Raw genomic sequence first — 15,640 nt, forward strand, 5'->3', positions numbered from 1 at the left:
ATGGTTGTCCATGTCGCCGCGGGGTCCACACCCGCACGGTGACGGACACCTCGTCCGGGTGGCGGAATGGCAGACGCGCTAGCTTGAGGTGCTAGTGCCCTTTATCGGGCGTGGGGGTTCAAGTCCCCCCTCGGACACAAGACAAGATCAAGATCAGGTGGACCGGATGCCGGTCGGGAGCGATCCCGGTCGGCATCCGGCGTTTCTCCGGCCCCACGCCGCACGGAAAATACGGTGCGGCGGGGCTCCCGCTCTCCCTACACTCAGCACGACACCGAGATCGAGTGAGGGGAGCCGGGCCGTGCGTATCCGCACCGCTGCCGTCGTTCCCCCGTCCCGGTACGAGGTGATCCTGGTGTCTTCGGCCGTCCGGTGTCCGCCGCGCGGCCGGCACCGGATGCCCGCGACGAGCGTCTGACACACCGACACGCCTGCCCTGACACGGGTGGGACGTGGCTCCGGTTGTGCTCCTGATCCGCTTACGTCCCGGGAATCGCGCCGCCCTTCTCACGATCCAGCGAAAGGCCACGGGCCGTGCGCACCCACACCAACCCGCTCACCACCGTCCGCAACCTGGGCATCCTCGCCCACGTCGACGCCGGCAAGACCACCGTCACCGAGCGGATCCTCTACACCACCGGCACCACCTACAAGCGCGGCGAGGTCCACGACGGCACGACCGTCACCGACTTCGACCCGCAGGAGCGCGACCGCGGCATCACCATCTTCGCCGCGGCCGTCAGCTGTTCCTGGGACGGTCACCGGATCAACCTGATCGACACCCCGGGGCACGTCGACTTCGCCGACGAGGTGGAGCGCTCCCTGCGCGTGCTGGACGGCGCGGTCGCCGTGTTCGACGCCGTCGCGGGCGTGGAGCCGCAGAGCGAGTCCGTGTGGCGGCAGGCCGACCGGCACGGCGTGCCGAGGATCGCGTTCGTCAACAAGATGGACCGGGCGGGCGCCGACCTCGACACCGCCGTCGCCTCCATCCGCGAGCGACTGCACCCCGTACCCCTGGTCGTGCAGCTGCCCATCGGCACCGAGGACGGCTTCACCGGCGTCGTCGACCTGGTCCGCATGCGCGCCCTGGTGTGGGCGGACGGCGCGGAGAGGGCCGAGGAGCGGCCGGTGCCCGACGCCCTGCGCGAGGAGGCGGCACGCAGGCGGCGACTGCTGGAGGAGGCCGTGGCGGAACGCCACCCGGCGGCACTGGAGGAGTTCTGCGACCGGGAGACGCTCACCGCGGCCACCCTCACCGCCGCCCTGCGCGACCTGACGCGCACCGGCGACGGCGTGGTGGTGCTGTGCGGCTCGGCCTACCGCAACCGCGGGGTCGAACCGCTGCTGGACGCGGTCGCGGCCTACCTGCCGTCCCCGTTGGACGTGCCCCCGGTACGCGGCACCCACGACGGCGCGGACCAGGAACGGCCCGCCGACCCGGCGGCACCGATGGCGGCACTGGCGTTCAAGGTGAACGCCACCCCGACGGGACGGCTGACGTACCTGAGGGTGTACTCGGGCACGATCGAGAAAGGAGACACCGTGTGGGACGCGGGCACGCGTCGCAGCGAGCGTGTCGGCCGCATCCTGCGGGTGCGCGCCGACCGGCACGACCCGCTGGAGCGGGCGGTCGCCGGGGACATCGTCGCCGTGGTCGGGCTGAAGTCCGCCCGCGCCGGCTCGACCCTGTGCGCGCCGGGCGCCCCGCTGGTCCTGGAACCTCCGGGCGTGGCCGAACCGGTCGTGCACGTGGCGGTGGAGGCGCGGCGCTCCACCGACACCGACCGGCTGGCCACGGCGCTCGCCCGGCTCACCGAGGAAGACCCCTCGCTGGCCGTGCGGACCGACCCGGAGACCGGGCAGACCGTCCTGTCGGGCATGGGCGAACTCCACCTCGAGGTCGCGGTGGAACGCGTCCGGCGCGAGCACGGCATCGAGGTGTCCGTGGGGCGCCCCGGTGTGGCGTACCGCGAGACGGTCGGCGAAGGCGTGACCGGCTACGTCCACCGGCACGTCAAACAGGACGGAGGCGCAGGGCAGTTCGCGCACATCGTGCTCGACGTGGAGCCGTGGGAGGCGGACGAGGCCGGGCACGGGGACGCGGCGGGCGGCGGTTTCGCGTTCCGTTCGACGGTCGTCGGCGGGCGCGTGCCGCAGGAGTTCGTCCGGGCCGTCGAGGCGGGCTGCCGTGACGCCCTCGCCGAGGGTCCGCTCGGCGGGCACCCGGTGACCGGCCTCAGGGTCACGCTCACCGACGGCCAGACCCATGTGAAGGACTCCTCGGACACGGCCTTCCGCACCGCCGGCCGGTTCGGTCTGCGCGACGCCCTGCGCGCCTCGGCGATGGTCCTGCTCGAACCGGTCGTGGAGGTGACGGTCACCATGCCCGAGGACGCGGTCGGCGGTGTGCTCGGCGACCTCGCCGCGCGCCGCGGCCGGGTCACCGGCTCCGACACGCGGGGCGGGGCGGCGGTCGTGACGGCCACGGTGCCGCTGGCCGAGCTGTTCGGCTACGCGACCCGGCTGCGCAGCCGCACCCAGGGCCGGGGCACCTTCACCGCCCGGCCCACCGGCTACGCGCCGGCGCCGACGGCCGTGACGCAGCCGCGGTAGTGCCAAGGATGCCCCCGCACCACGCGGGCGGGGGCATCCCCGCACTCAGGGGTACTGCACCACCTTCGACGGCACGGTGTCCGTCCCGGAGGTGGGTGAGCCCGAGTCGTTGATGACGCACTCGTACTGCCCCTGGCCGCCCAGCGACACGACGAGCAGCCCGTGGAAGCGCACCCCGGACCGGTTCGGCGCGGCGAAGCCGTGGTGCTGCACGATGGACGGGTTCACGTTGTAGTAGCAGTAGCTGCCCATGCCCCAGCCCTCGTGCTCGGTGACCTGGTCGCCGACCTTGTAGGCGGCGTAGCCCTTGATCGAGCCGTTCTGGATGGCGGCCTGGTCGGGGGCGTCGTACGCCTTCTCGTTCTGGAAGAAGATCGTGCGGCCCCGCTGCCCGTTCCACTGCACGTCGTACTTGTTGAAGTGCTCCACGAACAGGCCGGTGATGAGGACGTCGTCGCCGTTCACCACCACGCCGTAGTCGGCCCGGTTGGTCTCCCAGCCGACGCCGTCCCCGTGGTCGGCGCGCCACACCCAGGTGTGGTCGACGACGGTGTGCCGGCTGTTGACCACCACGCTGGTGGTGGCCTTGCCGGGGCCCGCCCCGCCGATCCGGACGAACACGTCCTGGACGGTGGTCGGGTTGGCCGAGTGGTCCGCGGACGCGCCCTCGGGGCCCACCTCCAGCAGGGTCGCGGAGTTGACCGGGCCCGCGTCCACGAGGAAACCGGCCAGCCGTACGCCGTCGACGTCGGCGACCTTCAGCGCGGAGGCCCCGTTGTCCGGGATGAGCGTGGCGTAGCCGAGGCCCAGGACGACCGTGTTCGCGCGCTTGACCTCGACGGCCTGGTCGACGTGGTAGATCCCCGGCGTCAGCAGCAGGTGGAGGCCCTCCTCCAGCGCCTGGTTGAGCGTGGCCGCCGAGTCACCGGGCTTGGCGACGTAGAACTGCGTGAGCGGCAGCGAGGTGCCGCGCGGGGTGCCGTTGCCCCACGAGACGCCGCGGGCGTTGGTCCGCTTCTCCGGCAGGAACACCCGGTACTCGTCGCCGTCGAGGTACAGGAACGGCTTCTCACGGGAGACGGGCGTCGTCTCCAGCGTCGTGTACGGCGGCTCGGGGAAGCTCTGCCCCGGAGCGCCCTCCACACCGGAGAACACCATGTTCCACACGGCGTTGAGCCACCCGCCGACCGAACTGTCCCGGGTGTACCACTGCTGCTGCGAGTACGGGCCGACCTCGCCGTCGATCCGGCTGTCCGCGATGTAGCCGCCGCTCGCCCAGCCGTAGCCGTCGGGGGCGAGGTTGAGGCCGCCGCGCACGTGCATCCGCCGGAAGGGCGCGGCCTGGGAGACCGCCCAGCGGTTGGTGCCGCTGACCGGGACCAGGGCGAGGTTCTCCGCCGAACGCCAGAAGTTCTGCGTGGCGTTGCCGTCGAACCAGCCCGCGTCGACCGTGACGTCGCCGTTGATGGTGGTGTCGTCGGGCGAGAGGCCGAGACCCGCGATCGAGGTGTAGAAGCCGAGCTGGGCGTTGAGCCCGTTGTAGGCGCCGGGCTTGAACAGCAGCGCGTAGCGGCCGGTGCCGAACTGGGCCGACTCCTGCTGCTTGAAGATCTCGTCCAGTCTGCCCTGGATGTTGGCCGTGGACGGGTCGAAGACGATGACGTTCGGCCCGAGATCGCCGCCGCCGGGCAGGGCGCGGGGGCTGTCCGCGGACGCAGACGCGGAACCGGAACCGGAGCCGGCTCCGGAGTCCGCGGAGGCGGCGGCGGCTCCGGCGCCGGCCAGCGAGGCCAGTACGGGCGCCGCGGCGGCCGCTCCGAGGAGGGTGCGTCGCCGCACGCCGGAGGGCTCGGACGCGGGGGAGTGCGTGGGGGAAGAGGACATGTGGGGCGGCTCTCCTTGTTCGGAAAGTGAACGAAGTGGGGGTGGGGGAGCGCTCTCTGGGAGTGCATGCTTCATCTGCCTTGCACGGCACGTCAAGAGTTGTGACCGCTTCATGTGTGCTGCGTTCAACAAGTGGGGCCAATAAGTCGGTTGGTCCGTCCCTCGTTCCTTCTGTCGAATCCCTTGACACCCTCCCGTGCGCCCTCAACACTCCGAGTCGGGAGAGCGCTCTCCGAGATTTTCCCCGACCTTCCCAGGAGGTCTCCATGCCACGGAGATCGAAAGTTCTGTCCGGCACCCTCGTCGCGAGCGCGTTACTGCTGACCTCGATCGGCATCGGCACGGTCGCCGCCAACGCGAACACCCCGGCCCCGGCGCAGCAGTCCGCGCACACCGGGCACACCATGGCCCGCTCGACCGCCGCCTCGCCCGAAGACCCGGACGGCGACGGCTACATCCCCGCGAATCCGCCGGTCACCGGCGTCTCTCCGTCCACGAAGGAGCCGCCGCACCGCTACTTCCACGAGTTCCAGGCCAACTGCTCGGTCACCCACACGGCGCCCGACGACCCGATCGTCTATCCGCAGCAGCCCGGCAAGTCGCACGACCACACCTTCATGGGCAACACGACGACCAACGCGAACAGCACGACGGCCTCGCTCGACGCGGGCTCCACCACCTGTCTCGCGCCCGGCGACCGGTCGGGGTACTGGATGCCGACCATGTACGACGGCGACACCCCCGTGCTGCCGGTGGGCCCGCAGACCATCTACTACAAGGCCGGCGTCACCGACTACACCAGCGTGCGCCCCTTCCCCAAGGGGCTGCGCTACGTCGTCGCCAGCCCGATGCAGAGCGCCCAGGAGTTCCGCGACCACCCGGGCTTCGTCGAGGGCTGGGAGTGCGGCGACAGCTTCTTCAACGTCGACTTCCCCACCGACTGCCCGGAGCGCCAGGACGTCCAGGTCAACATCCGCTTCCAGGCGCCCAGTTGCTGGGACGGCAGGAACCTCGACACGCCGGACCACAAGAGTCACATGGCGTATCCGGTGGTCAACCCGGGGACCAACAACAACATCTGCCCGGCCGACCACCCGGTCGCCCTGCCGATGATCGAGTTCAAGATGGCCTTCCCGGTCAACGGCGACCTCTCCCAGGTGCGGCTCGCCAGTGGCGCGAGCTACACGTTCCACTACGACTTCTTCAACGCCTGGGACGAACCCACCCTGGGCGCCATGGTCGACCACTGCATCGTCGGCGGGCTCCAGTGCGACGCGCGTGGGTACGACCAGACCCACCCGGAGGCCGGCGCGGCGCTGAACGAGGACTACGAACTGCCCTGACCCCGCCTCCCCTCCCCCCACGAGACAGGCCCGGCCGTCCACGCCCCGCCACGGCCGGGCCGCCCCCCCATACCCCGCAGACCGGAGACACACCCCCATGAACCGACCCCGAACCCCCGCCCGCAGACTCGCCGCCCCGCTGACCGCCGGACTGCTCACCGTCGGCGCCCTCACCGCCCTGCCGGCCCAGCAGGCGAACGCCGCCGGAAGCGTCGTGAAGGTCACCGGAAGCCAGGGTGCCTGGCAACTGACCGTGGACGGCAGCCCGTACCAGGTCAAGGGCCTGACCTGGGGCCCGTCCGTCGCCGACGCCGAACGGTACATGCCCGACCTGGAATCCATGGGCGTCAACACCATCCGCACCTGGGGAACCGACGCGAGCAGCAAGCCCCTGCTGGACTCCGCCGCCGCACACGGCGTCAAGGTCATCGCCGGCTTCTGGCTCCAGCCCGGCGGCGGCCCCGGCAGCGGCGGCTGCGTGAACTACCTGACCGACACCGCGTACAAGGACCAGATGCTCGCCGAGTTCCCGCGCTGGGTCCAGGAGTACAAGGACCACCCGGGCGTCCTGATGTGGAACGTCGGCAACGAGTCGGTGCTGGGCCTGCAGAACTGCTACAGCGGCGACGAGCTGGAGCGCCAGCGCGACGCCTACACCACCTTCGTCAACGACGTCACCAAGAAGATCCACGCCGTCGACCCGAACCACCCCGTCACCTCCACCGACGCCTGGGTCGGCGCCTGGCCCTACTACAAGAAGAACGCCCCCGACCTCGACCTGTACGCCGTCAACTCCTACGACGCCGTGTGCGACGTGCGGACCGCCTGGGAACAGGGCGGCTACACCAAGCCGTACATCGTCACCGAGTCGGGGCCGGCCGGCGAGTGGGAGGTCCCGGACGACGCCAACGGCGTACCGAAGGAACCCGCCGACCAGGCCAAGGCGCAGGGCTACACCGACGCCTGGAACTGCATCACCGGACACCGGGGCGTCGCCCTGGGCGCGACCCTGTTCCACTACGGCACCGAGTACGACTTCGGCGGCATCTGGTTCAACCTGCTGCCCGCCGGACAGAAGCGGCTGTCGTACTACGCCGTGAAGGAGGCCTACGGCGGCGACACCTCCGGCGACAACACCCCGCCGGTCGTCGACGGCTTCGGCGTCGAGGGCGACGCGGGCAAGGTGCAGGCCGGCAAGGACCTCGTCCTCACCGTGCGCGCCACCGACCCCGACGGCGACCCCGTCTCGTACGAGGTGCAGTCCAACAGCAACTACATCGACGGGAACAAGCAGTTGACCACGCTGCCCGTCACCGACCTCGGCGGCGGGCGCCTGAAGGTCACCGCTCCCGACCGGCCCGGCGTCTGGAAGCTGTACGTCAAGGCCACCGACGGCAAGGGCAACGTCGGCGTGGAGACGCTCTCGGCGCGGGTCGTACCGCCCGCCGTGGACGGCACCAACGTGGCCCTCGGCAAGGCGGCCACCGCCTCGTCCTTCCAGCCGAGCTACGGCGACTGCCCCTGCACCGCGGCCAACGCCGTGGACGGCGACCCGAACACCCGCTGGGCCAGCGACTGGAGCGACCCGCAGTGGCTCCAGGTGGACCTCGGCACCCGCACGACGTTCCACCACGTCCAGCTGTACTGGGAGGCCTCCTACGCCAAGGCGTACACCGTCCAGACCTCCGACGACGGACAGAACTGGCAGACCCTGCGCACCGTGACCGACGGCAACGGCGGCGTCGACACCCTCGACGTGAGCGGCGCCGGCCGCTACGTGCGCGTCAACGGCACCGCGCGCGGCACCGGTTACGGCTACTCGCTGTACGAGTTCGGCGTCTACAGCTGACGCCGAGGCACCCGCGCCGAGAACACAGGGGAGGGGAGACCCGGGTGGGGACGAGCGACGAAGAGATCGAACGGCTGCTCGGCAAACTGACACCGCGTGCCAGGGCGCTGTTGCCGGCCGGCGCCACGACCTGGCGCACACGGGCGGAACCAGCGGTGGGGCTCCGGGAGTTGGTGATGTCCGACGGTCCTGCGGGCGTCCGCGGTCAGTCGTGGGACGAGCGGAACACCTCCGTTCTGCTGCCCTCGGCCTCGGCGCTCGCCGCCACCTGGGACGAACCGCTGGTCGAACGCCTCGGCGGCCTCCTCGCCGCCGAGGCCCGGCGCAAGGGCGTGGACGTCCTGCTCGCCCCGACCCTCAACCTGCACCGCAGCCCACTGGGCGGCCGGCACTTCGAGTGCCTCTCCGAGGACCCCGAGCTGACCGGCCGCATCGGCGCCGCCCTCATCCGCGGCGTACAGGCCCACGGGGTGGCCGCCACCGCCAAGCACTACGTGGCCAACGACTCCGAGACCGACCGCCTCACCGTCGACGTACGGGTCGGGGAGCGGGCCCTGCGGGAGGTGTACCTCGCCCCCTTCGAGGCGGCGGTGGCCGCCGGGGTGCGGCTCGTCATGGCCGGGTACAACGCGGTCAACGGCACCACCATGACCGCGAGCCCCCTGCTCACCGACCCGCTCAAGAGCGAGTGGGGCTTCGACGGCGTCGTCGTCTCCGACTGGGGCGCGGTGCGCGCCACCGTCGACACCGCCCGCGCCGGTCTCGACCTCGCCATGCCCGGACCCGACGGCCCCTGGGGCGAGGCGCTGGCCCGGGCGGTGGCCGACGGCGGCGTGCCCGAGGCGGCCGTCGACGACAAGGTACGACGCCTGCTGCGGCTGGCGGCGTGGCTGGGGGCGCTGGGCGGGCGAGACCCGTCTGGGCGCGCCCCGTCCGGGAGCGACTCGTTCGGGCGCACTCCGTCCGGGCGCACTCCGTCTGGGAGCGACTCGTTCGGGCGCACTCCGTCCGGGCGCACTCCGTCCGGGCCGTTCGGAACGGGCGCGCTCGACTCGTCCGGGCCAGACTCGTCCGGGCCCGACTCGTCCGGGAGCGACTTGTCCGGGCGCGCCCCGTCCGGGCCGTTCGGAACGGGTGCGTGGCCCGGTGCGGAACGTCCGTCTCTCCTGACCCCGGCGCGCACCCGCGACAGCCGGGCTCTGGCCCGCCGCGCGGTCGCCGCGGGTACCGTCCTGCTGGCCAACCGCGACGTCCTGCCGCTCGACGCCGAGCGCCTCGGGACGGTCGCCGTGATCGGCGCGCACGCCGCCCGGACCCGCACCCAGGGCGGCGGCAGCGCGGGCGTCTTCCCCCAGGACGAGGTGTCCGCCCTCGACGGCATCCGCGCCGCCCTGCGCGGCCGGGCCCGCGTCGTCCACGTCCCGGGGCCCCGGCCGGACGGCCCTCCACCTCCACTGGACCAGGACACGTGCACCGACCCGAGCTCCGGCCTGCCCGGCGTCCTGCTGCGCATGCTGGACGCGGACGGCCGCGAGCTGTATGCCGAACGGCGTTACGGTGGGCGTCAGTTGGAGCCCCGCCTGGTGCCGGGCGCGCACACCGTCGAGATCGCCGCCCGGCTGCGCCCCCGTACCGCGGGCCGCTGGACGCTGGGCGTGGCCGGCTTCGGCCGGATGAGCCTGACCCTGGACGGACACCCGCTGCTGGAGGGCGACTTCCCGCCGTCCACCGACGACCCGGCGGTCGTGCACGTCAACCCGCCCGCGCAGTACGCCACGGCCGACCTCGCCGTCGGCCTGGACGCCCTGCTGGTGGCCCGCCGGGAACTGGCACCCGGCACCGGCCGGGCGACCGTCGTCGTCGCGGCCCCACCGGCCCCGGACGTCGCCGCCGCGCTCTCCGAGGCCGCCCGTACGGCCGGTGCGGCGGACGCGGCGATCGTGGTCGTGGGCACCACCGAGCACGGCGAGTCGGAGGGCTACGACCGTACGAGCCTGGCCCTCGGCACCACTCAGGACGCGCTGGTCGGCGCCGTCGCGGCCGCCAACCCGCGCACCGTGGCCGTCGTCAACAGCGGCGGCCCGGTGGAACTGCCCTGGCGCGAGGACGTGGGCGCGGTCCTGCTGGCCTGGTTCCCCGGGCAGGAGGGCGGCGGGGGACTGGCCGACGTGCTCTTCGGACGCGCCGAGCCGGGCGGACGGCTGCCCACCACCTGGCCGGCCGCCCTCGCCGACGCCCCGGTCACCCGCACCCGCCCGGCCGACGGCCGTCTCGACTACGCCGAGGGCCTGCACATCGGCTACCGGGGCTGGCTGCGCCACCACCGCACGCCCGCCTACTGGTTCGGTCACGGGCTCGGCTACACCACCTGGGCGTACGAGGAGCTGACCGTCCCGCCGGTGACCCGGGCGGGGGACGACCTCACGGTGCGCGTGCGGGTGCGCAACACCGGTGCGCGGGAGGGGCGCGAGGTGGTGCAGGTGTACCTCGCCCGGCCGGCGTCGGCGCTCGACCGTCCGGCGCGGTGGCTCGCCGGGTACGCGGCGGTGCGGGCGCGCCCGGGGGAGACGGTGACGGCGACGGTACGCGTCCCGGCGCGGGCGCTGTGCCACTGGTCGGTACGGGAGCACGCCTGGCGTACGGAGGCGGGGCGCTGCCGGGTACTGGCGGGGAGGTCGGCGGGGGACGTGCCGCTGGTCGCGGAGCTGGAGGTGGTGCACCCGTCTTCCGCGTGAGGGCGGGGGAGAGCGCTCTACCAGTGCCGGACCTCGCCGGTTAGGGTGCGGGCATGAGCAGACAGGCCCCGACCCTGGAGGACGTGGCCCGGGAGGCCGGCGTCTCCCGGGCCACCGTCTCGCGGGTGGTCAACGGCGTCCGCAACGTGGACCCGGCCATCCAGGATTTGGTCCGCCGGGCCATCGAACGGACCGGGTACGCGCCCAACCAGGCCGCCAGGCAGTTGGTCACCCGGCGCACCACGACCGTGGCCCTGGTCGTCTCGGGCGCGGGCGACGCCTCGGACTCGGAACAGAACGCCTTCGCCACCAGGGTGTTCGCCGACCCGTTCTTCGGCCGCGTCGTCGGCGGCGTGGTCGGGCACCTGCGGCCGCGCAGGATGCATCCGGTGCTGATGTTCGCCGAGACGCCCGAGGCGCGGCAGGAGGTCGTGGCGTACCTCAGACAGGGCGGCGCGGACGGCGCGCTGGTGGTGTCCACGCACCCCGACGACCCGCTGCCCGCGCTGCTCGCCGGCGCCGGACTGCCGGCGGTGCTCTTCGCCCGCCCGGGACGCCCGGTGCCGCTCAGCTACGTCGACCTGGCCCACCGCGACGGCGGCCGGCTCGCCGCCGAGCATCTGCTCAAGCGGGGCTGCCGGCGGATAGCCACCGTCGCGGGCCCACTGGCCGTCGCCGCCAGCCAGGAGCGCCTCGCCGGCTTCCGCGACACCCTGGCCCGGCACGGGCACCCCTACGTGCCGGTGGCCGAGGGCGGCTTCACGGTGGACAGCGGCATGGCCGCGATGACGTCGCTGCTCGCCGAACACCCCGACACCGACGGCGTGTTCACCGCCAACGACCTGATGGCCCAGGGTGCCGTCCAGGTGCTGCGCGACCACGGACGCCGCGTGCCGCAGGACGTCGCGGTCGTCGGCTTCGACGACTCCAGCGTGGCCGTCACCTGCCGTCCCCGGCTGACCACCGTCCGGCAGCCGGTCGAGCAGATGGCGGCCACGATGGCCCGTCTCCTCGACGAACACATCAAGACCGAGCGCACCGCCCCCACATCGGTGATCTTCGACCCGGAACTGGTGATCCGCGACTCGGCGTAGCCGCCCGACGGGAGGGCTGACCGGAGGGACCGACGGGTGGGGCGACACCTCGCCATGCCGTACCCGGTGCGCGGATCGAACGGCCCGCCGGCCACGCCGCACACAGGTGCACGCACCTCACCACGCCGGGCCCGGCGAACCCCGGTACGCGGGGCCGAGTGCCGCCTCGCCGCGCGGGTTTCAGGGGCGCCTCACCCCCCGCCCCACTGTCCCGCGAGCCTCCCGCCCAGGGCCGTCCGCCACGCCGGCGTCGGCGCGGGGGAGGCGACCGGCAGGCGGTGGCCGCCGCGGGCGAAGAACGCCGCGAGGGGCAGGATCGCGGCGCCCACGGTCACCGCGTCCGGGCCGAGGCGGCCGAGGGCGATGCCCACCCGTCCGGCGGGGTGCCGCAGCGCGTGGGCGAGGGCGTGAGCCCGTACCGACTCGAGGAAGGGCGGGCCGAGTTGCAGGCCGGCCCAGCCGCCCACCAGGATCCGCTCGGGCTGGAAGAGGTTGATCAGGTCGGCCAGGCCGGCGCCCAGGTACTCGGCGGTCTCGGCGAGCACCCGGGCCGCCACCGCGTCCGGTTCGGCCCCGTCCCCGGGGCGGGCGGCGGACAGCAGGGCGGTCAGCGCGGCCTCCTCGTCGGCGCCGGGCGGCGGCTCCCCGCCCGCCTCCCGCCAACGCGCGAGCAGCGCCTCCGCACCGGCGTACGCCTCCAGGCACCCCCGCGCCCCGCACCGGCACCGGCGCCCCCGTACCCGTACCGTCAGGTGCCCCCACTCCACCGCACGCCCGTGCTCCACCTCGTCGGTGACGACGCACGCGCCGACGCCGGAGCCGAAGAGCACGACCACGGCGTTGTGCGCCCCGCGTCCCCCGCCGAACCACATCTCGGCCTGCCCCAGCGTCTTGGCGCCGTTGTCGATGAACAGCGGCACGTGCGCGGGAAGCCGGCCCGAGCCGCGCAGCAGCGCCTCCAGGGGGACCGCGTCCCAGCCGATGCTCTGGCCGTGCACCAGGGCGCCGTCGGCGCCGCGCTCGACGATCCCGGGGACACCGATGCCGACGCCCAGCAGCTCACCGGCCCCCGGCGCGGGACCGTCGGCGCCGAGCACCTCGGCGATGCCGTCGAGGATGTGCCCGGCGACGACACCGACGTCGTACGAACGCGACCCGTGCCCGGGCAACACGCGCTCCGTGCGGGCCAGTTCGGACATCGACAGGTCGAACAGCTCGACGCGCACGCGGGTCTCGCCCACGTCGACCCCGACGAGGCGTCCCCGGCCCGCCGCGACGCGGACGAGGGTGCGCGGCCGGCCGCCGTCCGCGCCGAGGCTGCCCGCCTCCTCCACCAGTCCGTCGGCCATCAGCTCGGCGACCACGTTGCTGACGGAACCTGAACTCAACCCCGCCGCGGAGCCCAGCGCGAGCCGGCTCATCGGCCCGTCGAAATACAACCGTTGCAGAACGGCGGTCCGACTCTCCCGCCGCAGGTCACGCACCGTTCGCCCGCTGTGCCTGGCCATCCGGCCCCTTCCTTCTGCGCCTTCGCCCGCCCATCAACCACGCGCGAGACCTTGACGAGTCCTTCTCTCGGGGTTTAACTCACGTCCTAAATTAAGCCATGAGGGGCTTCGGGAAGGAAACACCGACCGAAGCCGCCGTCGGGACTTCCCGACCGACTCCCGGAAGGACCCAGGAGCCATGCGCAGCATCCGAGCCGCGGCCGTAGGCGCCGTGACCATGTCTCTCGCTCTTGCCGTCACGGCCTGCGGAGGGGGCTCCTCCTCGGGCGGCGGATCCAACGACTCGCCGAAGGAACTCACCTACTGGGCGTCCAACCAGGGCGCCAGCATCGAGGTCGACAAGAAGGTCCTCCAGCCCGAACTCGACAAGTTCGAGAAGGAGACCGGCATCAAGGTGAAGCTGGAGGTCGTGCCCTGGTCCGACCTGCTCAACCGGATCCTCACCGCCACCACCTCCGGGCAGGGCCCGGACATCCTGAACATCGGCAACACCTGGAGCGCCTCCCTCCAGGCCACGGGCGCACTGCTGCCCTGGGACGCCAAGAACTTCGACAAGATCGGCGGCAAGGACCGCTTCGTCGACTCCGCCCTCGGCTCCACCGGCGTCAAGGGCCAGGACCCGGCCGCGGTCCCGCTGTACTCGATGGCGTACGCGCTCTACTACAACAAGCAGATGTTCGCCGACGCCGGCATCACCAAGCCCCCGGCCACCTGGGACGAGCTGGTCGAGACCGGCAAGAAGATCTCCAAGGACGGCAAGTGGGGCCTGGGCGCCGAGGGCTCCAACCTGTCGAACAACATCCACCAGGTCTTCGTCCTCGGCAAGCAGCACGGCGCCGACTTCTTCACCGCCGACGGCAAGCCCGACTTCACCTCCGACGGCGCCGTCGCGGCCGTCAAGCAGTACGTCGACCTGATGGCCGTGGACAAGGTCATCGCGCCCGGCAACGCCGAGTACGCGCAGAACCAGTCCCTGAGCGACTTCGCCAAGGGCAAGACCGCGATGGTGCTGTGGCAGACCGCCTCCGCCACCTTCAAGTCCATGGGCATGAAGGACGACGAGTGGGGCGTCGCCCCCGCCCCCGTCCCGTCCGGCACCCCCGGCGCCGACGCCGCCACCAACTCCATGGTCGCCGGCATCAACATGGCCGTGTTCAAGAACACCGACAACGTCGACGGCGCCACGAAGTTCGTGAACTTCATGACCAGCGACGCCGAGCAGAAGATCCTCAACAAGGCGTACGGTTCCATCCCGCCGGTCAAGGCCGCCCAGTCCGACCCGGCGTTCAACACCCAGGCCACCGCCGTGCTGCGCGAGACCCTCGCCACGAGTGCCGCCGCACTGCCCCAGGTGCCCGACGAGTCGCAGTTCGAGACCGCGGTCGGTACGGCCGTCAAGGAACTGTTCGCCGACGCCGCGGCCGGCCGCGAGGTGACGACGGAGTCCGTCAAGGAGAAGCTCGCCAAGGCCCAGCAGCAGATGCCCAACAAGTGAGCGCCCCGGACCCGGACCCGGCCCCAGCCGCGGACCCGGCCCTGAACCCGACTCCACCGACTCCGACACGGACACGGACCTCGCCATGACCACCACGACCGCCTCGGCGCAGCCCGGCGAGCGGACGGTCGGCAAGAGCTCCCCCGGGACGGCGCGCGGCCCCCGCCGCCGTCCCGGGCGGATCCGCCGCATCGGCCTGCCCTACCTGCTGCTCCTGCCGGCCCTGCTCCTCGAACTCCTCGTCCACCTGGTGCCGATGGTCATCGGCATCGTGATGAGCTTCAAGGAACTCACCCAGTTCTACATCCGCGACTGGACCACCGCCCCGTGGACCGCCCTCGACAACTACAGCATGTCGGTGGACTTCGACGCCCCCGTCGGCGAGGCCCTGCTCCACTCCTTCCTCGTCACCTGCGCCTTCACCATCCTCTCCGTCGGCCTGTGCTGGTTCATCGGCACGGCGGCGGCGATCTGCATGCAGGACGCCTTCCGCGGCCGGGGCCTGCTCCGCGCGATCTTCCTGGTGCCGTACGCCCTGCCGGTCTACGCGGCCGTCATCACCTGGGCGTTCATGTTCCAGCACGACAACGGCCTGGTGAACCACGTCCTGCACGACCAGCTCGGCCTCACCGACAAGCCCTCCTTCTGGCTCATCGGCGACAACAGCTTCATCGCGCTGCTCGTCGTCTCGGTGTGGAAGGGCTGGCCGTTCGCCTTCCTCATCGTCATGGCCGGCCTGCAGAACATCCCCAAGGAGCTGTACGAGGCCGCCGCCCTCGACGGCGCCGGCGTCTGGCAGCAGATCCGCCGCATCACCCTGCCGTCGCTGCGCCCCGTCAACCAGGTCCTGGTCCTGGTCCTGTTCCTGTGGACGTTCAACGACTTCAACACGCCGTTCGTCCTGTTCGGCAAGGCCGCGCCGGAGGCCGCCGACCTGATCTCCATCCACATCTACCAGTCGTCGTTCGTCACCTGGAACTTCGGCGCCGGCTCCGCCATGTCGGTCCTGCTGCTGCTCTTCCTGCTCGTGGTGACGGGCGTGTACCTGTTCCTGACCTCCCGGGCCACCCGGACGCCCCGGGCCTCCCGAGGACGGAAGGCAGCCGATGTCTAAGACCA

Annotated in this window: 9 protein-coding genes and 1 tRNA gene; 8 read left to right on the forward strand and 2 right to left on the reverse strand. The window is 72.3% G+C overall.

The annotated features are described in order from the left end of the window. Positions 1-52: 52 nt before the first annotated feature. Both ACGH7X_RS32505 and fusA read left to right on the forward strand, forming a co-directional pair. Positions 53-137, forward strand: a tRNA-Leu gene (locus ACGH7X_RS32505). Positions 138-534: 397 nt separating this feature from the next. Continuing rightward, complete coding sequence (gene fusA / locus ACGH7X_RS32510; RefSeq protein WP_399892015.1) at positions 535-2,613, forward strand: elongation factor G; 2,079 nt, start codon at positions 535-537, stop codon at positions 2,611-2,613. 45 nt (positions 2,614-2,658) lie between these two features. Here the strand turns inward: fusA and ACGH7X_RS32515 are convergent, their stop codons facing one another. Beyond that, positions 2,659-4,497, reverse strand: a complete 1,839-nt coding sequence (locus ACGH7X_RS32515; RefSeq protein WP_399892018.1) for a coagulation factor 5/8 type domain-containing protein — start codon at positions 4,495-4,497, stop codon at positions 2,659-2,661. A gap of 266 nt (positions 4,498-4,763) precedes the next feature. Between ACGH7X_RS32515 and ACGH7X_RS32520 the strand changes: the two genes are divergently transcribed. The 4 genes from ACGH7X_RS32520 to ACGH7X_RS32535 all read left to right on the forward strand — a co-directional run bounded on the left by ACGH7X_RS32520 (position 4,764) and on the right by ACGH7X_RS32535 (position 11,518). Continuing rightward, entirely contained in the window at positions 4,764-5,840 is a 1,077-nt protein-coding gene (locus tag ACGH7X_RS32520; RefSeq protein ID WP_399892021.1) for a DUF1996 domain-containing protein, read from the forward strand. A gap of 97 nt (positions 5,841-5,937) precedes the next feature. After that, on the forward strand, positions 5,938-7,689 hold the full coding sequence (locus ACGH7X_RS32525) for a discoidin domain-containing protein (protein ID WP_399892024.1): 1,752 nt from the start codon (positions 5,938-5,940) through the stop codon (positions 7,687-7,689). Between the two features lie 44 nt (positions 7,690-7,733). Further along, positions 7,734-10,424 (forward strand): glycoside hydrolase family 3 C-terminal domain-containing protein, encoded by a 2,691-nt coding sequence (locus ACGH7X_RS32530; RefSeq protein WP_399892027.1) that lies wholly within the window; start codon positions 7,734-7,736, stop codon positions 10,422-10,424. 53 nt (positions 10,425-10,477) lie between these two features. Further along, positions 10,478-11,518, forward strand: a complete 1,041-nt coding sequence (locus ACGH7X_RS32535; RefSeq protein ID WP_399892030.1) for a LacI family DNA-binding transcriptional regulator — start codon at positions 10,478-10,480, stop codon at positions 11,516-11,518. Between the two features lie 191 nt (positions 11,519-11,709). Here the strand turns inward: ACGH7X_RS32535 and ACGH7X_RS32540 are convergent, their stop codons facing one another. After that, the gene (locus ACGH7X_RS32540; protein WP_399892032.1) at positions 11,710-13,026 is read right to left on the reverse strand and encodes an ROK family protein; all 1,317 of its coding nucleotides are present in this window, start codon (positions 13,024-13,026) and stop codon (positions 11,710-11,712) included. Positions 13,027-13,204: 178 nt separating this feature from the next. Between ACGH7X_RS32540 and ACGH7X_RS32545 the strand changes: the two genes are divergently transcribed. Beyond that, positions 13,205-14,521 carry an ABC transporter substrate-binding protein gene (locus ACGH7X_RS32545; RefSeq protein WP_399892035.1) on the forward strand — a complete coding sequence of 439 codons (1,317 nt, stop codon included), beginning with the start codon at positions 13,205-13,207 and terminating at the stop codon, positions 14,519-14,521. An 85-nt stretch (positions 14,522-14,606) separates the two neighbouring features. Further along, a complete protein-coding gene (locus ACGH7X_RS32550; RefSeq protein ID WP_399892038.1) occupies positions 14,607-15,635 on the forward strand; it encodes a carbohydrate ABC transporter permease in 1,029 nt (342 codons plus the stop codon). The last annotated feature ends 5 nt before the right edge of the window (positions 15,636-15,640 follow it).

The sequence above is a fragment of the Streptomyces sp. BBFR51 genome, from assembly GCF_044591655.1.
GTDB lineage: Bacteria > Actinomycetota > Actinomycetes > Streptomycetales > Streptomycetaceae > Streptomyces.